Below are 18,509 nucleotides of genomic sequence, written 5' to 3' on the forward strand. Positions count from 1 at the left end.
CGCGGGCGATTTAACGGCCTCAGCTATTCCACGCCGCAGATCCGGTCGAGGTCCTGGGGCCCGACCAAGACGTCCCGCGGGCGCGCCGCACCTTCCGAGGGCGCGAGCACGCCAGCCGCTTCCAGCTGGTCGATGATGCGCGCCGCCCGGCCATACCCGATCTTGAGCCGGCGCTGCAACAGCGACGTGGACCCCTGCCGATGCTGAATCACCACTTCTGCCGCCTCTCGGAATCGCGCGTCACGCTCGTTCGAGCCCCCACCATCATCGTCCTCCCCCTCGCCCGCCGCCTTGGCCTCCTGTGCCCGCACGGCTTCGAGGATGTCGGGCTCCGCTGGCACGCCCCCCGCCGCATCGGCCTCCATTCGCAGCCGCGCGTCATCGTACCACCGCAGCAGCTTCTCCGTGTCCTCGCTCGACAGGTAGGCCCCCTGCAGGCGTGAGGCCTCGGACTTGCCCGGCGGAATGAACAGCATATCGCCGTTTCCAAGCAACGACTCAGCGCCCGCCCCATCGATGATGGTGCGACTATCCACCTGCGAGGCCACCCGGAAGGCAATCCGGCAGGGGAAATTCGCCTTGATCAGCCCCGTGATGACGTTCACGCTCGGGCGCTGGGTGGCCAGGATGAGATGGATGCCGATGGCGCGCGCCTTCTGCGCCAGCATGGCAATCGGCGTCTCGACCTCCCCCTGCACGGTCATCATGAGATCCGCCATTTCGTCGATGACCACCACGATGTACGGCAGGATGCCACCGCCATAGGTGCGGTCCTCAAATGCGACCTCCGGATTGCGCGGCTTCAGCACGGGCGCACCTTCACCGGTCGCGTGCGATGTCACCCGCTTGTTGAACTCCTGGAGATTGCGGCACGCATTCGCCTCCAGCAGGCGATAGCGATCCTGCATCTCCATGACCGCCCACTTGAGCACGGCCGCGGCATCCCGATTGTCCGTAATGACCCTGTGCCGGAGATGCGGCAGTGCGTTGTACACGCTGAGTTCGACCATCTTGGGATCGACCATCAGGAAGCGCAGCGTGCGCGGTGTATGCCGATAGACGAGGCTCGTGATGATCGTGTTCACGCACACCGACTTACCTGAACCGGTGGCGCCGGCAATGAGCAGGTGGGGCATCTTGGCCAGGTCGGCAAGCACGGGGCGGCCCTCGAGATCCTTGCCCAGGGCGATGGGCAGTGCCGCACGCGCCGATCGGAACTCCGGGGCTTCCAGCACTTCGCGCAACACCACCATTTCCGGCGACGGGTTGGGCACCTCCACCCCGACAGCACCGCGCCCCGGGATTGGTGCCACGATGCGAATGCTGGGCGCACGCATCGCCAGCGCCAGATCGTCGGCAAGGGCGGCGATCTGCCGGACCTTGATGCCCGCGGCCGGCTCGATTTCGAACTGCGTGACCGTGGGCCCTGTCGTGCGCCCCACCAGTTCGCCGTCCACCTTGAAGGTGCGCAGCGTGTTCATGAGCTTCTCGCCCGCCAGATCCAGTTCACGTCGGCCGAGATCGGCATTGCGTGGCGGCGGTGGTGACAGCAGATCGGTTCCCGGAAGATCCTCACTGAACAGCGCGGGCTCTGCCCCCTGCTCCAGTGCCGCCTCGACAACCTCATCCCGCGTTTCCTTCCCCTTCCGGCCCCGCCGTTCCTTCCCCTCAGGTGTCGGCGGGGCGAACGACTCCTCGGCGGCCACCGCCCCCTTCTTTGTCCGGGACGGGGGGGCCGAGAGCACATCGCGCGCCAGCGCCGGGTCGATAGCGGGCATCTCCTCCGGGTCAGGCGCCAGCCGCTCGGCGAGCGTTGGCGCGTACCCCGCCGCCGGGGGCGACGCACTCGCTTCACGGGGCACAACCGGGCCAATCAACAGGCGGATGGGATTCCATCGCAAGGTGGCCACCGTCAGGGCACTGGTGGCGAGCAGGAAAGCGATCCACGCACCGGCAGCCCCCAACCCCTTGCGGAGGTAGTGCGCAGCAAAGGTTCCCCAGAGGCCCGCGGCCTCGTTGCTCAGCGGATCACCGCCCTGCGCCAGACCAATGGCAACCGGTACCAGGGTAACCGTTCCGGCGAACAGGACCGTCCAGTCACTCGCATCATCGGCACGCCTGATGCGCCCGAACATGGCCAGGGCCACCACGAGAGAGCCGAGCGCGATGATCACCATCCCGGGCACGCCCACGGCCGCGACCAGCGTGCAGCGGGCAACCGTTCCGGCAGGGCCGAAGGGGCCGGTGGCGTCCCAGCACAGGGCGGTGGTGCTGCGCTGGAAGACGAGGGCGCCCACCAGGAACACCGCCAGCAGACTGAGGCCGATCGCCCCAAGTTCCCGCCGCAAAGGGTGTCGTTCCATCAATTCTCCGGTGGTGCGCCGATGCCCGCGCGTCAGCGCGGCGCGATCATCGCGTCGAGTTGCAGTTGCCGGTCACGATAACGCACGGCGCGCTCGAAGTGGTCGAGGGTGAGGCAGGCCTGCACATCCGCCTCGAAACCGGCGCTGATGAGCGAGCGCGCGGGCGCCGCCTCATGAGCCACACTGGCGATGCCACCCACGAACGGGCGCCCGACGAGTTCTGCCACCCGCGCGCAGGACAGCGATGACCACGACCACTCGATCAGCCACATCGGCGGAGGCGACCGGCGCCTCGCCGAGCAGCACGGCAAGGCGCACTCAGCCCGGCTCCTTGAGCAAGCCGGCCCCCTCGAACTCCAACCACTTGGTGTGCACCCTCCCCGCTTGGAAATCGGGGTGCTGCATCACGCGGGCGAGGAATGGCATGGTGGTCTTGACGCCTTCGATCACGAAGCTTTCGAGAGCGATCTGCATGCGCTTGAGCGCCTCCTCGCGCGTCGCCCCCTGCACGATGAGCTTGGCGATCATCGAGTCGTAGAACGGCGGCACGGTGTAGCCGGCATACGCGTGCGTATCGATTCGTACTCCCGGGCCACCAGGCTGATGAAACACCTCCAGCTTCCCTGGCGACGGCTGGAAGTTGCGCGAGGGATCTTCGGCGTTCACGCGGCACTCGATCACATGGCCGCGGAAGGGGGGCAGCTCCTTTACGGACAAGGGGAGCCCGGCGGCCACACGGATCTGTTCCTTCACGAGATCGACGCCGGTGAGCTGCTCCGTTACCGGATGCTCCACCTGGATGCGCGTGTTCATCTCCATGAAGTAGAACGAGCCATCCTCGTCGAGCAGCATCTCGATGGTGCCGGCTCCCACGTAGTTGATCGCCTTTGCTCCGCGGGTCGCGGCCTCGCCCATGCGCTCGCGCAACTCCGGCGTCATCACCGGGCAGGGCGCTTCCTCGATGAGCTTCTGATGCCGGCGCTGCACCGAGCAGTCGCGCTCTCCCAGGTGAATGACATTGCCGTGCGTATCGCCCAGCACCTGAAACTCGACGTGGCGCGGACGCTCCAGGAACTTCTCGACGTACACATCGCCGTTACCGAACGCCGAGAGCGCCTCGGAGCGGGCCAGCTGAAACGAGCGGAGGAAGTCGTCGGGATCGCGAGCGACGCGCATGCCCTTGCCCCCACCGCCGGCGGCAGCCTTGATGATGACGGGAAAGCCGATCTGCCGCGCGAACTCCAGGGCTTCCTCAGGATCCTCGACCGGTCCTGGCGTGCCAGGAACGATCGGTACCCCCACCTCCTGCATGGCACGCCGCGCCGAGGCCTTGTCGCCCATGACGCGGATCTGGTCCGGCGTGGGGCCGATGAACGTGATACCGGAGGCCCGGCAGGTTTCCGCGAATTCGGCGTTCTCGGCGAGGAAACCGTACCCCGGGTGAATGGCGTCCGCCCCCGTGATTTCCGCGGCGGCAATGAGGCGCGGAATCTTCAGATACGAATCACGACCGGGAGGTGGACCGATGCAGACGTCGTCATCGGCAAAGCGCACGTGCAGCGATTCGCGGTCAGCCTCCGAGTATACGGCGACTGTCTGGATGTCGAGTTCACGGCACGCACGGATGACGCGGAGTGCGATTTCCCCGCGATTGGCGATCAGGACCTTTTTGAACATCCCCTATGGTGGCGAGGTCACGTCCCGACCGCCAGCCCTTTACAGCGCCTCCGGGGGTAATTCCAGGCCGCTCAGGCGGCGTTGCTCCCCGGCTTAAAGCCCGAGAAGGAGGTATCGCTGGCGCCGTCGACCCCCCGCACCCGCAACGCGAACTCGGCGGGGTTGGTGGCATTGAACAGGGCGTTCTCGTACGAAATGATCCCGCGTGAGTACCAATTCATGAGCGACTGGTCGAAGCTCTGCATGCCGTACGCGACGCTGCCTGCCTTGATCAGGTCCGGAATATTGAGCGATGCCGACAGGTCGCGGATCTGATCACGGACCGCCTCGGTATTCACGAGGATTTCGCAGGCAGGAACGCGCCCCGGCTGGTCGGCGCGCGGCACGAGGCGGAGCGACACGACCGCCGACAGGGCGTTCGCCAGCGCGAATCGCACCTCATTCTGCTGGTGCGGCGGATAGAACGAGAGGACGCGATTGATCGTCAGCGTCGCGTCGGTGGTGTGCAGCGTGGAGAACACCAGATGCCCCGTGCCAGCCGCCTTGAGCGCCACCTCGAGCGTCTCCAGATCGCGGATTTCGCCGATCATGATCACGTCGGGGTCCTGCCGCAACACCCGTCGGAGCGCCTGGGAGAAGGAAGCGGTATCGGTGCCGACTTCGCGCTGGTTGATGTGGCAGCGCACATCGCGGTGCACGAACTCGATCGGGTCTTCGATCGTGATGACGTTGGCGCCGCGGCGCTCGTTGATGTACTGGATCATGGCGGCGAGCGCTGTGCTCTTGCCCGACCCGGTCACGCCGGTCACGAGCACCAGGCCACGCGGGCGCATTGCGATGTGCTCGAGCACCGGCGGCAGGTTGAGGTCGCGCATGCTCGACGCGGCGTGCGCGATGGCACGCATGGCGAACGCCACGGTGCCCTTCTGCTGATAGACGTTCACACGAAAGCGCCCGATCCCCGGCACATTGATGGCGAAATCGCTTTCGCGTGCCTCCACGAACTCGCGCAGTTGGGCCGGCGGCAGGAGATGCTCGGCCAAGGCCCGCAACTCTTCGGGCCGCATGGGCGGCATTTCGAGTGCAACGAGGTCTCCGTGCAACCGCAGTGTGGGCGGCCGTCCGACCTTGAGATGCAAGTCGGACGCGCCTTCCCGAACCATGCGCTGCAACGCGGCCTTCAGGTCGAGCCCGGTTGCCGGGGCCGCACTGGTGACGGCGGCGGGCGCCGCGCCGGAGACCATCGTCATGTCATCGTGTCTCAGCCGGTCGGATCGATGCGGAAGAGCACCTGCCCGTACTCCACGGCGTGGGTGTCGGCGATACCGATCTCGCGCACGACGCCGTCGAATTCGGACTCAAGCTCGTTCATGATCTTCATCGCTTCAATAATGCAGACGATCTGCCCCTTGCTGATGCGATCGCCGACCGATACGTACGGCTTTGCACCCGGCTCAGGAGCCGCGTAGAACGTCCCCACCATGGGCGACTTGATCTCGAGGGCCGCGGACTTCGGCGCCTCGGCCTTCGGCACCGCTGTTCCCCCCTCCTCGGCAAGACGCGCGGCCGCCACGGCAGGCAACACGGCGGGGGCCGCGACGGCGACCGGGGCCGGGAGCGCCGGCGCCATGGCCACCGCGGCACGCTGGTGCGGACTCTTCGAGATGCGGAGCTTCATCCCCTTGTCCGAGGAGATCTCGATGGAATCCACCGTGGAGCCGTCGAGCATCTCGATCAGCTTCTTCACGTAGCGCAGGTCGATCATGGGCGGGAAAGGCTGGAGAATGCACAGCGACCCGGGGCCGCCGTGCAGAGATCAGGCGATTTCGATGAGATGGCGCGGAAAGCTCGTGAGAACCTCCCGGCCATCGTCCGTCAACACAACGTCGTCTTCGATACGCACCCCACCCCACCCCGGCACATAGATGCCCGGTTCGATGGTCACCACCATGCCGGCGGCCAACGGTGCGTCTGCGGTCCTGGACAGGCGCGGGGCTTCATGCACGTCGAGGCCAATGCCATGGCCCAGCGAGTGCCCGAATTCCTCGCCATATCCGCAGGCGTCAATGTAGTCTCTCGCGATCGCATCTGCAGCCATCCCGGACATTCCGGCCCGAATCGCACCCGAAGCGCGCGCATTGGCCTCCTGCACCACCGCGTACAACTCACGCTGTGCGCTGGTGGCCGGGCCAAGCACCACCGTGCGGGTGATATCCGAGCAGTACCCGTCGCGCACGGCACCAAAATCGAGGAGTACGAGATCGCCCGTCTCGAGCACCCGATCGCCGGCGCGCGCGTGCGGAAGTGCCGAGCGCGGGCCGGAGGCCACGATCGATGGAAAGGGAAACGCCTCGCTGCCAAGGTCCCGGAGATGGTGTTCAAGGAGACCGGCCACGGCCGTCTCGCGCAGGCCGGGGCGCAGCAGCTCGAGGGTCCGCCCCAGCGCCCGTTCCGCGACCTCCACGGCCCGTACAATGGTTGCCACCTCGTCGCGATCCTTGACGGCACGCTGCGCTTCGACCACATCGGTGGTAGGGCGCCAGTGCCAGCGGGCCCCCTGTTCAAGAAGACGGGCGAAGTCCCGATGCAGGAGATTCGCCGATTCGAATCCGATGCGCTCGACGCCCGCACTGCCAGCGATCACCGGCCAGAGCCCGGACCACAGGCTGGAGGACTCGATGCGCACGGAAGCGAACCCACCGACTTCCTCCTCTACCTGGGCCGCATAGCGGAAATCGGTGAAGAGCACGCACTCCAGAGGGGTAACCAGCAGCAACGCGCTGCTGCCCGCAAACCCCGTGAGATAGCGAATGTTCGGCAGCGCCGTCACCAGCAGCGCGTCGAGGTCAGCGCGAGCGAGCGCATCGCGCAGGGCCGCCACGCGTGCCGGGCGACGATCAACGGGGGAAACGGCATCAGCGCGCATCGCGCGATGCTATCGGGTCAGCTCCGGCTTCGCAACGTTTGGACGAGTCCGCGGAGCGCGAACTCGTATCCACTGGCACCGAGGCCGCAGACGAGGCCGATGGCACCACTCGCGAGGACGGAGTACCGTCGCTCCGGCTCACGGGCATAAATGTTCGACAGGTGTACCTCGACGAACGGTAGATTCGTGGCCGCCAGTGCATCGCGGAGCGCGATGCTGGTGTGCGTGTACGCCCCGGCATTGATCACGACACCGTGGGCAACACCGCGCCACGCGTGCAGCTGGTCGATGAGCGCCCCTTCACTATTCGACTGAAAAGCCCGCACCTCAGCACCGAGGTCGGCCGCCACAGTACCGCAACGCGCGACGATCTCGTCGAGGGTCGTGGTGCCGTAGATCGCCGGTTCACGGGTGCCGAGCAGATTGAGATTGGGACCGTTCAGTACGCCGATGATCACACGTCCCCCAACCCCTTGAGCCACTGGGAGAACTGGGCGAGATCACTGCCGGCGCCCGGCGCACCAGGCGCTGCCGCGCTGGTCCCCTCACCTGAGGCGGGGCCACTGTCTTGGGTGTGCCCGCGTGGCTGGGCAGGATCCGGAAAGAACCGATCGAAGCTGAAATCCGACGACGCGCTGTCGGTACGTGCCGCCAACAGCGGCGTAGCTGGCCGTGCAGGGGTCACCGCACGTGCCGCGCTGTACCCGGGTGTCGCCGCGCGGGGGGCGTCACTGTGACCGAACAAGCGACCCACCGGGGACTCGACCTCCAAAGGCTGAGGCGCGAAAGCGTTGGCCAACGTGTGCGCGGCGGCGTCATCGGCCAGCACCGTCGGGGCGCCGAACAGCGACGCGAGGGACTCATCGGCACCCTGGGCTGGAGTGGACGCCGACGGGACGACGAATATCGGGACCGACCGGGGGGTCGGCACTGCCGGCGCGGCAACAGATGGCGTGCGGCGCGGCATGACCGGCGAGGCGACGGCCACAGGCGCCGGTACCGGCGTGCGACGAACCACCCGACGCGTCGCGAGCGCTGCATACCGTTCACGCGCCGTATACAGGGCCAGCGGCAACGCATGCGCTTCCTGCTCACGCAGCTCAGCAAGCCGCGCCGACAGCACCGGGTCATACGGGCGACGACGCACCAGCTCCTCGTATACCTCGACGGCACGGTCAACGAACCCCTGCGCGACGAGCAGCTCCCCCATTGTTTCGGTCACGAACGCCGGGACACTACCGGCCGGTGTGGCCGTCGGTCCCTGACCGGCTTCCGGGACAGCATGATCGAACTCGCCTGCGGTATCCGGGGTCACGCCCACGAAGCTGGTTTCCGCCTCGCTTTCGCATTGCGAGGCCACCGGGAGGGGGAGCGAATCGGCAGGGCGCGAAAACGACACCGATACGTCCTCGGACTCCCCGCTGGCCCGCGCATCATCTTCAAGCGCCTGCATGATGGCGGAGACCTCGGCCACCGGCGTGCGGGACGCCGTAAGCCACGGGAGGTCCCCTGGCAGATCCGCCTCGGCCGTCAGGTCGTCAACCTCATCGACGGCCGCCACCGGGCTGGCTTCAGCCGGCGCATCGGTGCTCACCCAGACGAGCTCGGTTGCTTCGACCTCCAGCGTCTCGACCACCGCAACGACCTCGAACGTCTCCGCGGGGTCGGGCTCCGCCAGCGCCTCCAGCCCGACGGTTTGTGAATCCGGCCGCTCGGACGTTGCGTCGGCCGCCGCCGATGGTTGCAGGTCGGCCTCACCGAGGTACACATCGGGCTCAGGCTGCGGGACCGTCACCGGTACGCGATCCCCGACTTCGCGACCGAAGGCCTCCGCCGCCGCCGCTGGCACGTCGACCGGCACCGCGGCCGTGGAACGCGGCGTGGGCAACCGTGGGGCGAGCGTGTCGGCATCGGGCCATCCCGCCGCGACCAGCCCCTCTTCGAACGCCGCTTCCAAGTCGACCGGTTCGACCGATGCGGAGTCGAGCGTTTGCTCCACCTCGCTGGCCTCGCCGAAGCGGAACGGATCGTCCGAGGCCGGCGGCGCCATCGGGGCCGCATCGGGAACGGCCAGCCCCGGGACCTCCGCGTCGTCAGCAAGATCGATGGGCTCCGGGTTCTCGGGTGGGCGCAGACTGGCATTGACCATGGCAAAGCCCACTGCCCCCATCGAGACGTCGGAGGTGGGGGCCGGCGGCAGCGCACTGATGGCTTGGTCGCCAATCGGTGGCGTGGGTCTGCCCCCCAGGATGAGCTGGGGCTGACCGTCCCCCGTGTCCTGGAAGGCTGGCTCCCGCTCACCCGGTAGGCCAGACTCGGCAGGCACCGCCGGGGGCGCGACGGCAGGCGTCGGCACGGCCGGCTGGGAGCGGACGGGCGTGGCCAGCGACGCCAGCTGCAGGGCGATGTCGTCGCTGAACGGATCGGTCTCGAGTGAGCGCTCGTACCAACGGCGGGCGGCGGGGGTGTCCCCTTGCTGCTTGGCGATATGGCCGAGATGATGCAGCGCGATCAGGTTCTCTGGATCGAGCGCCAGGGCCTGCTCGAAGACCGCGCGCGACTCGTCGAGCGCGCCGCTTTCGTACAGGGCCTGCCCGAAAACGATGTACCCACTCATGTGGCCGGGCTGCTTCGGCAGGTGCTCGCGGCACAGCGCGATGGCCTGCGTCAGGTCCCCAGCTTTCCGGAGTTCGTTCGCCAGCGGCGCGAAGTAGCGACGCGGGTTTTCATCGAACTTCTTCCGGAGTTCTTCGATCCGGGCGGCGGTGCTCATCCGTGCGGTGCCCTCATGGTGGTATCCCGCGGCCTGCCCCCTGTCACACCGGCGGCATGGCCGCGGTGCTTTTGCGCAGGGTTGGCGAAGATGGAATTCTTCGCCCGTGAGGCCTGGGAAGTCAATCGTGAAACAGTGACGGGAAGTGCTGGCGTGTCTTGCCTTTATGAGAACGCGCTGGCTAGGTTTCCGGACTCTGTGGCACACGCCTGTCTCCAGGGAGGTGCGTGTGCCTTTCCGTTTGCCCGCTTTTCCCGACCGAAGGAGTCACGCCCCGTGCTGCAATCGATGCGGAGCGCCGCGAAGTACATCTGGATCATCCTGATCGTGGCGTTCGTTGGCAGCTTCCTGCTGTACGAGACCTCGGGGCTGGCTGGTCGCGCACCGGTCACCACGACCACGTCCATCGCCACCGTGAACGGCGAGGAGATCCTCCTCACCACGTGGCAGAACGCCGTCACGGCGCTCGAGCAGGAGCGGCAGCAGCAGACCGGCAGTACCATCACGCTCGACGAACGCCAGCAGCTCGAGGAGCGGGCGTTCAACGAATTGGTGACGGAGCTGCTGTTGCAGCAGGAGTACAAGCGTCGGGGCATTTCCGTTACTGACGACGAAATCCTTCAGGCGGCACGAGTTGCTCCGCCGCCGCAGGTCCTGCAGTCGCCGGACCTGCAGACGGACGGCCGCTTCGACATGCAGAAGTATCAACGGTTCCTGTCGAGCCCCATGGCGCGCCAGTCGGGGACGTTGGCTGGTCTCGAGGCGTACTACCGCAATGAGATCCCGAAGCAGAAGCTGTTCGACCAGATCGCCAGCGGTGCCTACATCTCCGACGAACGGCTCTGGCAGGTGTATCAGGACCGGCATGACAGCGCCACCGTGAGTTATGTGGCGTTGAGCCCCGGCAGCCTCACGGACACGGCCGTCACTGTCACAGACGCCGAGATCTCGTCGTTCTACGCAAGGAACAAGAAGCGCTTCGACCGCCCAGGGCGTGCCGTGGTGTCGCTGCTGACGGTACCGCGCGCAGTCACGGCGGCCGATTCCGCCGATGCCAAGGCACGCATCGACGCAGTGCGCGCCGAAATCGTGGGGGGCGCCAAGTTTGAGGACGTGGCCAAGCGTTCGTCGGCGGACTCGGTGTCGGGCGCGAACGGTGGCGTGTTGGGCAAGGGGGGCCGTGGCCGGTTTACGCCGAAGTTCGAGGAGACGGCCTACGCGCTCAAGCCCGGGGAGCTTTCGCAGCCGGTGCTCACGCCCTTCGGCTGGCACATCATCCGCGTCGACTCTCGACAGGGGGACACGCTGGATCTCCGGCATATCCTCATCAACATCGCGCAGAGCGATGCGAGCGCCACGCGCACCGACCGTCGGGCCGACTCCCTGGCAGCCAAGGCCGGGAGCCAGGAAGACCCGAAGCTGTTCGATGAGGCGGCCAAGCAGTTGGGGCTGACCGCCGCCAGCGTCGTGGCGGTGGAGAAGGAGCCGCTGTCGTTTGCCGGCCGGTATGTGCCGAGCGTGAGCGCATGGGCCTTCTCTGGCGTACGTCCCGGCGAAACGAGCGATCTGTTCGACTCGCCTGAGGCGTACTACCTCGCGCGCCTCGACTCCCTCACCAAGGGCGGCCAGGCGCCGCTCGCCGACGTGAAGGAGGACATTCGTCGTCGCCTCGCCCGGGACAAGCGGATTGAGAAGCTCCGGCCGATGGGTGAGCAGCTCCTGCAGGCCGCCAGGAGCTTGACGCTGGATGCGGCGGCGGCCCAGCGCAACCTGACGGTGGAAAAGTCGTCTCCCTTCACGCGGCTCGATGCCGTACCGGGGCTCGGCCAGTTCTCGGCGGCGGTTGGCGCGGCGTTTGCCGCCCCCGTTGGTCAGGTCGCCGGCCCGTTCGTGGCGCCCGATGCCATGGTCGTGCTGCGCGTCGATGCCCGTACGACCGCCAACCGCCAAGCGTTCGAAGCGGAGAAGAGCGTGCAGCGCCAGCAATACCTGCAGTCGCTTCGTCAGCAGAAAGTTGACGAATACCTCACCGGGCTGCGCGAAAGCGTAAAGGTGGACGATCGTCGCGCCGAGGTGCTGTCGCAGCTTCGTCGGCAGTCGGATAGCTGACCTCCGTTGACGCAACGAACGCCCCCGCGAGCAGAGCTCGCGGGGGCGTTCTGTTGTTTGGGGTGCTCGCAACTGCCTGACAGCCACTGCCAAGAAACAAGAAAGGGCACCGCCGAGGCGGTGCCCTTTCCGATCCGCCGACCGTGCGGCGGCTTACTGCATGAGGCGCTTGGGCTCCGGACGCTCTTCCTCGCGCGCGGCCGTCACCGGCGTACCGGGAGCAATCTGCTGCTCCGCACGGGGGGGCTCGGTGATCTGGCGCTGCGCGTCGCTGAGATTGCGCTTGAACTCGTTGATTCCCTTGCCGAGCGACCCTGCGATCTCCGGAATGCGCTTCGCTCCGAAGAGGAGGAGCACGATCACCAGAATGATCATGATCTCCATGAAACCGAAATTCTGTAGACCCATGGGAAACGCTCCTAGAAGAGGGACCGCGCGATGAGGTAAGCGATCAATACCCCGAGGAGGCTCAACAGGGAGACATCCAGGGCGACTGGTCCAACCGCGAACTTCAATATAATCAGATCCACGGGAAGTGGCCCAACGGCCGGCGTCACCCCCGTCGTGAGGAACTCCTTGACAGCCCCGGCGGGGAGGAAGCGCCGGGCCACCTGGGTGAGCAGACCTCCGCTGACGAAGCCCGAGGCGAGCACCATGAGATGAAAAAACGGACGGTGCTTCGACGGTCCTTTGGCCATTACCAGCGCCGCTCCACGACGTACCCGATGGCATCGAGCAGTGAGGCTTTGGAGGGGCCCTCGGGCAGCTCCGCCAGGGCCTCCTCCGCCTCGCGCGAGTATTGATCGGCACGGCGTCGCGCGTAGTCGAGGCCACCGTGCTCCCGTACGATGGTCACCACTTCGGCGATGGCCTCCTCTTCGGGCTCCGCACATTCGAACAGGGCGTCCACGCGCGCGCGCGCCGAAGCGGGCATTTCGCGGAGGGCGGAAATCAGCGGCAGGGTGACTTTGTGTTCCTTGAGGTCGAGCCCGCTGGGCTTACCGGTCATCTCCTGCTGCTCGGTGTAATCGAGCAGATCGTCAGCCACCTGAAACGCCATGCCGAGGCGCTCACCGAAGCGGGAAAGCGCCTCGCGATGCTGCGGCGCACCACACTGGGCTCCCACATCGCATGCCGCCATGAACAGGGCGGCAGTCTTGGCGCGAATGAGGGTCTCATAGTCTTTCTCGCTGAACGACAACGCATCGTACTGCGCAAGCTGGCGAATCTCACCGAGCGTCATTTCGTTGGACGCGAAGGTGATGGCCCGCATCGCCTCAAGGTCACCGATCGTCACGAGTTCCCGCAGGGCACGCAAGTACAGATAGTCGCCCATGATGACCGAGACCTGGTGGCTGAACAGTGCGTTCAGCGTCGGCATGCCTCGCCGCAGGACAGAGTGATCGACCGCATCGTCGTGCACGAGCGTGGCGAGGTGTATGAGCTCGATGATGGCCGCGAAGGTAACGGCTTTCCGCGGCGATTCCCCGTCGACGCTGGAGGAGAGCAGCAGCAGGGTGGGGCGGAAGAGCTTCCCCTTCATACCCATGAGATGCTCCTGCACATTCTGCACGAGCGGCACGTCGGCAGAGACGATGCGCCACAGCTCCTGCCCCACGGCTTCGAGATCGGGGCGCACGGGCGCCTGGATGTCGCGCAGCGCCGCCGCCAGCGCGGACGGGGTCCGCGTACTCAGCGTCATCGGGGCGCCTGCTCGAGAGCCGCCAGGCGGGCGGCCACGTCACGGAAGTTGATATCGGTCGCGTACACGCGTTGAAAATAACTACGGGCCTCGTCCTTGCGCTGCAGTGCCTCGCAGGAATATGCGAGCAGGTAGAGGACCCCCACCCGCTGGTCGTCGGTGAGCCCCGGCTCATACAGCGCCCGGGAGAGTACCGTAGCCGCCACCTGAAAGCGGCCCTGCTCCACGAAACACTGCCCGAGGGCTTCATATGCCGGCAACCGGTGCGCACGACTGCGGAGCGCCTTCTGGAACTCCGCGATCGCATCGTCGAGCAGCCCCATTTCCTTGTAGGCCACACCAAGGTCGTAGTGACTCTCGAAATCGTCCTCTCCGAGGGAACGCGAGACCCCCTCCTTGAAGTGCCTGAGCAGCGCATCGAAATCGGCCTGTTCGTCGCCACTGATCGCCGGCTCCCGCATCCGCATGCGGGTGTCGGCTGGCGCGTCGTCGTCGCTCAGCCAGTCGGCAAGATCCACGAACCGCGCTTCGGGCCGCGACACCGGTGCGGGGGGTGGGGGCGCCGCCGCACCGAGCGCCGCGCGGGCTCGATCGTCGTACGGGTCGATTTCGAGCACACGCGCATATACGGCGCGCGCCCGTCCCTCCTCCCCCAGACGTACCAGCGCATCAGCCAGGTCAAGATAGGCGATGCGCAGCCACTGCTGGTCGTGACTGCGCACCGCCAGCTCGACCCGTTTCTGGTGGTACCCGACGCGGTCTGGACTGACCTGCACGAGTTCCTCGGCAATATCCGAGGCCGCCACGAACTCCCCGTCGTTAAACAAGCCCTGCTGCGCCGTCTCGAGTTCGTGCAGGGCGGCATCACGCTCGCCCGACTCGAAGAGCGCCTCAGCAAGCCGGCGACGGAGCAGCCAGTTCTTAGGCATACGCCCGACCGCCACGCGCAATGAATCGCGCCGAGAGGAGGCAACGGTTTGCGCCGCTTCGGCGACCGCCGCAATCGGCAGCGACGGTGTCACCCCGACCCCACGACTGGTGCCCGGGCGCTCCCCCTCCGCCTCCGCGTCGATCTCGACGGCGGGCTCCGAGGCGGGTCCCCGCTCGATATCGGCCGTGCTCGCCATCTCGGCCTGCGACGTGAGCTCTACCGCGGGAGGCAGCACGTCGAGGGAAACCACCGCCGACTCGGACGCGGGAGACGGCACGACCGGGGCGTCAGCGGCGGCGGCGAGTGAAGCCGAGACCGCCTGTTGAAGTCCTGCCTCAACGACCGTGTCGTCGAGGCGCAGCGGGGGCAGCTCCCCGGGAAGGATGAAGTCGTGCGGATCGAGGCGGTACGGTGGGCGATCCGGGGGCAACTGCTCCGGAATGAATTCCAGCTCGATCGCCACGAGAGGCGGCGGCGTGGGATCCGCTGCGGGCACCACCATCTCCACGTACGGCGGGAACTCCGTGGAGATGGTTTGGACCACCCCGGGGTCGTTCGCGGCATCAACAACGTCATCGCTGACCACGCCGGCCAGCTGCGCCACCTCGGACTCCGGCTCCGGTGGGACGATCCACGTTATGTCGATCGTCGGCTCCGTCTCGATCACGGGGGCAGCGTCGAACCCGGACGGCGCGAGCGCGTCATCGAGCGTGAAGCCATCGAGGAGTGACGTCGCGGCGCCCTGCGCGACGTCGCCGTTGGCCTCGAGACCATCGGGCACCGGCGGCTCTACGGTGCCACGGGGGGTGAACTCCAGCTCACTCTCGGCCGTTGGCGCGAGCCCTTCGAGCGTCTCGATCGGTTCGTCGACGACCGGCGGCACAGGCACGCGCTCACTGGTATCGAGCAAGGGGAGCCCGGGGGCCGGCAACAGGCTTCGGGTGCCAAGGGGCTCAGCCGGCACGCTGTCCGTTGGCGCCGGCGGTGGCACCACGTTGATGAGCGCTGGTGTGGGCACACGTGCCCCGCGCGGCGGCGTATGCTTCGGGCCACTGTACTCGACGTCAAGGAAGACCAGATCCTGCGACTTCTGCTCCCGGACTGAGGGCGATGCCACGGGCGTTGCGACCCGCTCGTTTCGCAGGGGCGTCTTGCGCCTTGGCAAGGCAATACCCGAGCGCGAGGCCAGCTCCTCGACCATCGTGCGCACGTCATTGAGTTCGGGCATGAGATCGAGGACCTCGGCGAGTGCGCGAATCCCCTCCTCGATTCTCCCGTCCTGCTGCATGCGCGTCGCGTACTCGAGGAAGTTGCGCGTGGCGTCGCCGCGCAGCCCCTTGCGTGCCGAAATGCGACCAAGTGTGAAATACACGTTGGCGCGGCCGGGCGCATTGCGGAGAATCTTGTTGCAGAGCGCGATGGCGTTGTTGAACAGCCCCGACGTGGCGTAGTGCTCAACGGCGCGCTCGTAATACGTCAGCGCGTCAGGCACACGGCCCTGTCGCAGGGCCAGATCGCCGACCTTGTTGTAGAGAGCAACATCGACCTCTCCTCCGGCAGCTTCGCTCTCCTCGATCGCCTTCGCATAAGCGGCGATGGCGCGGTCGATCTGCTTGAGCTGCTCGAACTCAGCCGCCTTCTTTCGGTGCTTCGCGGCGTTGGACATGAGTTCGAGTGGATCTCCAGGTAGCGGGAAAGGTCACAAAACAGCGCCGTGGGGATGCGCCGATCCTGAGCTATCTACGGCTCAGGGCGTCACGTGACAAGCACGGCCGTCCATCCACGACCCCGTACACAGACGCTCGCCAAACCAGTAAGGCAACTCCCGGTAGTCCTCCACGTCATGAATCGCGAGATCGGCCCGGTACCCCACGGCCAGCTGGCCGGTGATGGTGGCAAGCCCCAGCGCCGCCGCGCCGTTGACCGTGGCCGCGATCCACACCTCGGCAGCCGACATGCGCAGTTGGCTCACCCCCAGCGTGAGCACGAGAGGGAATGACTGCAAGGGGGACGTTCCAGGGTTGAAATCGCTGGCCAGGGCCACGGCCCCGCCTGCCTCGATCAGCTGCCGGGCAGGCGCCTGGCGCCCTGTCCCGAGGAACAGCATCGTGGCGGGGAGCAGTGTGGCCACTGTGTCGCTGGCTGCCAGCGCGGTCATCCCGGCGGGCGCAATGGCGGCCAGGTGGTCGGCACTCGCCGCCCCCATTTCGGCCGCGAGAAGCGCGGCACCGCCATCGTGCAGTTCGTCGGCATGAAGCTTGGGGAGCAGGCCGTGCCCTCTGGCGGCGGTCAAGAGCCGCCGCGCTTCGTCCACGGTAAACACGCCCGGTTCGCAGAACACGTCGGCAAAGGCCGCCAGCTGCTCGGCCGCCACCTGCGGGTACAGCTCGGTGCAGAGGGTATCGATCCAGGCCTCGCGCCCACCGGGCCGCTCCCGGTACTCGAGTGGGATTTCATGAGCACCGAGACAGGTGGCCACGAGTCGCCATGGCCCCTCACCGGCCAGACGGCGAATGATCCGCAGGGTCCGGAGTTCGTCGTGGACGCTGAGACCGTAACCGCTCTTGACCTCGATCGTGGTGACGCCCCCGGCCGCCAGACGGCCGAGCCGCGCCACGGTCAGGGCGAGTAGGTCGTCATCGTTGCGGGCGCGTAGATCACGCACCGAACTGTGAATCCCCCCGCCGCGGCGGGCAATCTCCATGTAGGGGACGCCACTCGCCCGCAGTTCCTGCTCCGCGAACCGTGCGCCGCCGAAGACCGCATGGGTGTGGGAATCCACAAATCCCGGTGCCAGCAAGCGCCGACCGCAATCTACCTCTGCGGCGTTCGGGTAGGTGCGTCGCAGCGCATCGTCGGTGGCCACGGCAACAATGCGCTCGCCCTGCACGGCCACGCCAGTACCAGTAACGACCCCAGCCTCTGCCATTTCCGCCCCACGCCGAGCCCTACCGGGACCGGCACAGGTGACGGTCTGCGCGGCGTTCAGAAAAAGCGTAGTCGGCACGGCTTCGACCATGGCGTTCGGCTCAGACGTCGGTAGGGGTGACGGTGGCCATGACGTCACGAACCCGGGACGCCAGCCGCAGCGGCGCCTGCGCTTCACCACGGCAGGCGTAGTAACAGGCGTTGCAGTCGATGGGGGCGTACCCGCGGTACGACTCCCACGGACCGTCAGGCTTGAAGTCGGGACACCGCCGGACCTGCCCCTGCGGATCAATGTGGATGGTCGTGGATCCGCTGCGACAGGGCTCGGTCATCTCGCCACGCACGTAGCGTGGAATCTGCTCGAGGTAGTAGTCGGAGTTGGTAATGACCCCCGCGCGGCGCTTCTTGTAGGCGAGCAGTTGGTTCACCACCTGCTGAACGGCCTCCGGATCGACCCCCTGCAGCAGGTGGCGCTCGTTGCCGTTCTTGAGCGCGGTGTACACCGAGAAGTTCACGCCGCCCCCCAGCGCCGCCGCCCGCTCGACAATGGGCATGATCTGATCGAGGTTGTCATTCTTGATGACGGTGTTGAACCGCACCCCGCCAATGCCGGCCTTTCGCATGCGCGGTACGAGGTCGAGGATCTTCGCGGTGAGCCCGGGGATCCCGCGCGCGTCGTCGTGCCGTCCGTCGAGGTAGTCGAGCGAAATGTTGAATTGATCCACCCCGGCATCCCAGAGCGATTGCGCGCGCTCCAGCGAAAGCATGCCGGCATGGGTGATGAGTTGCACGTACGTATACCGCACGCTGCGTCGAACCGCCCGCACGATATCCTCGAGATCCCGCCGCAGCGTAGGCTCGCCACCCGTGAAGGTGACAAGCATGGGGCTGAAGTGACGGGCGATCTCGGCGAAGTTCGCCCATTCGCGCTGCTTCTCGCTGGCGGGCGTCTGCCAGTAGTCGCAGAAACCGCAGCGCGCATTGCAGCGCATGGTGACTTCGAAGTTGAGCAGCACCGGGCGGCGCCGTGCACGCAACCAGGCGTACTTGGCGAGAAAGATGGGAACGTGATACGGCTTGTAGCGACTGGACAGCATGAG

The 18,509-nt window shown here is 66.7% G+C and carries 15 protein-coding genes; 1 reads left to right on the forward strand and 14 read right to left on the reverse strand.

The window, feature by feature from the left end; genetic code table 11:
- Positions 1–23 precede the first annotated feature (23 nt).
- From O9271_RS13870 to O9271_RS13905, 8 genes are all read right to left on the reverse strand, one after another.
- Entirely contained in the window at positions 24–2,363 is a 2,340-nt protein-coding gene (locus tag O9271_RS13870; protein WP_298270785.1) for a DNA translocase FtsK, read from the reverse strand.
- Between the two features lie 32 nt (positions 2,364–2,395).
- Positions 2,396–2,635: a hypothetical protein gene (locus O9271_RS13875; RefSeq protein ID WP_298270788.1), complete on the reverse strand. Its 240-nt coding sequence runs from the start codon at positions 2,633–2,635 to the stop codon at positions 2,396–2,398.
- A gap of 46 nt (positions 2,636–2,681) precedes the next feature.
- A complete protein-coding gene (accC, locus tag O9271_RS13880) occupies positions 2,682–4,040 on the reverse strand; it encodes an acetyl-CoA carboxylase biotin carboxylase subunit (protein ID WP_298270791.1) in 1,359 nt (452 codons plus the stop codon).
- 71 nt (positions 4,041–4,111) lie between these two features.
- Positions 4,112–5,290: a PilT/PilU family type 4a pilus ATPase gene (locus O9271_RS13885; protein WP_298270794.1), complete on the reverse strand. Its 1,179-nt coding sequence runs from the start codon at positions 5,288–5,290 to the stop codon at positions 4,112–4,114.
- Between the two features lie 11 nt (positions 5,291–5,301).
- Positions 5,302–5,805, reverse strand: a complete 504-nt coding sequence (gene accB, locus O9271_RS13890; RefSeq protein WP_298270797.1) for an acetyl-CoA carboxylase biotin carboxyl carrier protein — start codon at positions 5,803–5,805, stop codon at positions 5,302–5,304.
- Positions 5,806–5,856: 51 nt separating this feature from the next.
- Positions 5,857–6,966, reverse strand: a complete 1,110-nt coding sequence (locus O9271_RS13895) for an aminopeptidase P family protein (RefSeq protein WP_298270800.1) — start codon at positions 6,964–6,966, stop codon at positions 5,857–5,859.
- Positions 6,967–6,983: 17 nt separating this feature from the next.
- The gene (gene aroQ, locus O9271_RS13900; RefSeq protein WP_298270802.1) at positions 6,984–7,424 is read right to left on the reverse strand and encodes a type II 3-dehydroquinate dehydratase; all 441 of its coding nucleotides are present in this window, start codon (positions 7,422–7,424) and stop codon (positions 6,984–6,986) included.
- Complete coding sequence (locus tag O9271_RS13905; protein ID WP_298270805.1) at positions 7,421–9,739, reverse strand: tetratricopeptide repeat protein; 2,319 nt, start codon at positions 9,737–9,739, stop codon at positions 7,421–7,423. The genes aroQ and O9271_RS13905 overlap by 4 nt, the downstream gene beginning before the upstream one ends.
- 276 nt (positions 9,740–10,015) lie before the next feature.
- Between O9271_RS13905 and O9271_RS13910 the strand changes: the two genes are divergently transcribed.
- Complete coding sequence (locus tag O9271_RS13910) at positions 10,016–11,848, forward strand: peptidyl-prolyl cis-trans isomerase (protein ID WP_298270807.1); 1,833 nt, start codon at positions 10,016–10,018, stop codon at positions 11,846–11,848.
- Between the two features lie 153 nt (positions 11,849–12,001).
- Here the strand turns inward: O9271_RS13910 and O9271_RS13915 are convergent, their stop codons facing one another.
- From O9271_RS13915 to O9271_RS13940, 6 genes are all read right to left on the reverse strand, one after another.
- A complete protein-coding gene (locus tag O9271_RS13915; protein ID WP_298270809.1) occupies positions 12,002–12,256 on the reverse strand; it encodes a twin-arginine translocase TatA/TatE family subunit in 255 nt (84 codons plus the stop codon).
- 11 nt (positions 12,257–12,267) lie between these two features.
- The gene (locus O9271_RS13920; RefSeq protein ID WP_298270812.1) at positions 12,268–12,504 is read right to left on the reverse strand and encodes a DUF4321 domain-containing protein; all 237 of its coding nucleotides are present in this window, start codon (positions 12,502–12,504) and stop codon (positions 12,268–12,270) included.
- Between the two features lie 41 nt (positions 12,505–12,545).
- Positions 12,546–13,550, reverse strand: coding sequence for a polyprenyl synthetase family protein (locus tag O9271_RS13925; RefSeq protein WP_298270815.1), 1,005 nt, complete (start codon positions 13,548–13,550; stop codon positions 12,546–12,548).
- On the reverse strand, positions 13,547–16,147 hold the full coding sequence (locus O9271_RS13930) for a tetratricopeptide repeat protein (protein ID WP_298270818.1): 2,601 nt from the start codon (positions 16,145–16,147) through the stop codon (positions 13,547–13,549). The genes O9271_RS13925 and O9271_RS13930 overlap by 4 nt, the downstream gene beginning before the upstream one ends.
- An 81-nt stretch (positions 16,148–16,228) precedes the next feature.
- Entirely contained in the window at positions 16,229–17,410 is a 1,182-nt protein-coding gene (gene hutI, locus O9271_RS13935) for an imidazolonepropionase (protein WP_298270821.1), read from the reverse strand.
- Between the two features lie 100 nt (positions 17,411–17,510).
- Positions 17,511–18,506, reverse strand: a complete 996-nt coding sequence (locus O9271_RS13940) for a radical SAM protein (protein WP_298270824.1) — start codon at positions 18,504–18,506, stop codon at positions 17,511–17,513.
- Positions 18,507–18,509 lie beyond the last annotated feature (3 nt).

Origin of the sequence: Gemmatimonas sp., from assembly GCF_027531815.1 — a bacterium.
Taxonomy (GTDB): domain Bacteria; phylum Gemmatimonadota; class Gemmatimonadetes; order Gemmatimonadales; family Gemmatimonadaceae; genus Gemmatimonas.

Excerpts from the sequence above, each read along its gene's own strand:
- O9271_RS13870 (WP_298270785.1), bottom strand. The coding sequence starts at position 2,363 with ATGGAACGACACCCTTTGCGGCGGGAACTTGGGGCGATCGGCCTCAGT.
- O9271_RS13875 (WP_298270788.1), bottom strand. The coding sequence starts at position 2,635 with ATGTGGCTGATCGAGTGGTCGTGGTCATCGCTGTCCTGCGCGCGGGTG.
- accC (WP_298270791.1), bottom strand. The coding sequence starts at position 4,040 with ATGTTCAAAAAGGTCCTGATCGCCAATCGCGGGGAAATCGCACTCCGC.
- O9271_RS13885 (WP_298270794.1), bottom strand. The coding sequence starts at position 5,290 with ATGACGATGGTCTCCGGCGCGGCGCCCGCCGCCGTCACCAGTGCGGCC.
- accB (WP_298270797.1), bottom strand. The coding sequence starts at position 5,805 with ATGATCGACCTGCGCTACGTGAAGAAGCTGATCGAGATGCTCGACGGC.
- O9271_RS13895 (WP_298270800.1), bottom strand. The coding sequence starts at position 6,966 with ATGCGCGCTGATGCCGTTTCCCCCGTTGATCGTCGCCCGGCACGCGTG.
- O9271_RS13905 (WP_298270805.1), bottom strand. The coding sequence starts at position 9,739 with ATGAGCACCGCCGCCCGGATCGAAGAACTCCGGAAGAAGTTCGATGAA.
- O9271_RS13915 (WP_298270809.1), bottom strand. The coding sequence starts at position 12,256 with ATGGGTCTACAGAATTTCGGTTTCATGGAGATCATGATCATTCTGGTG.
- O9271_RS13920 (WP_298270812.1), bottom strand. The coding sequence starts at position 12,504 with ATGGTGCTCGCCTCGGGCTTCGTCAGCGGAGGTCTGCTCACCCAGGTG.
- O9271_RS13925 (WP_298270815.1), bottom strand. The coding sequence starts at position 13,550 with ATGACGCTGAGTACGCGGACCCCGTCCGCGCTGGCGGCGGCGCTGCGC.
- O9271_RS13930 (WP_298270818.1), bottom strand. The coding sequence starts at position 16,147 with ATGTCCAACGCCGCGAAGCACCGAAAGAAGGCGGCTGAGTTCGAGCAG.
- hutI (WP_298270821.1), bottom strand. The coding sequence starts at position 17,410 with ATGGCAGAGGCTGGGGTCGTTACTGGTACTGGCGTGGCCGTGCAGGGC.
- O9271_RS13940 (WP_298270824.1), bottom strand. The coding sequence starts at position 18,506 with ATGCTGTCCAGTCGCTACAAGCCGTATCACGTTCCCATCTTTCTCGCC.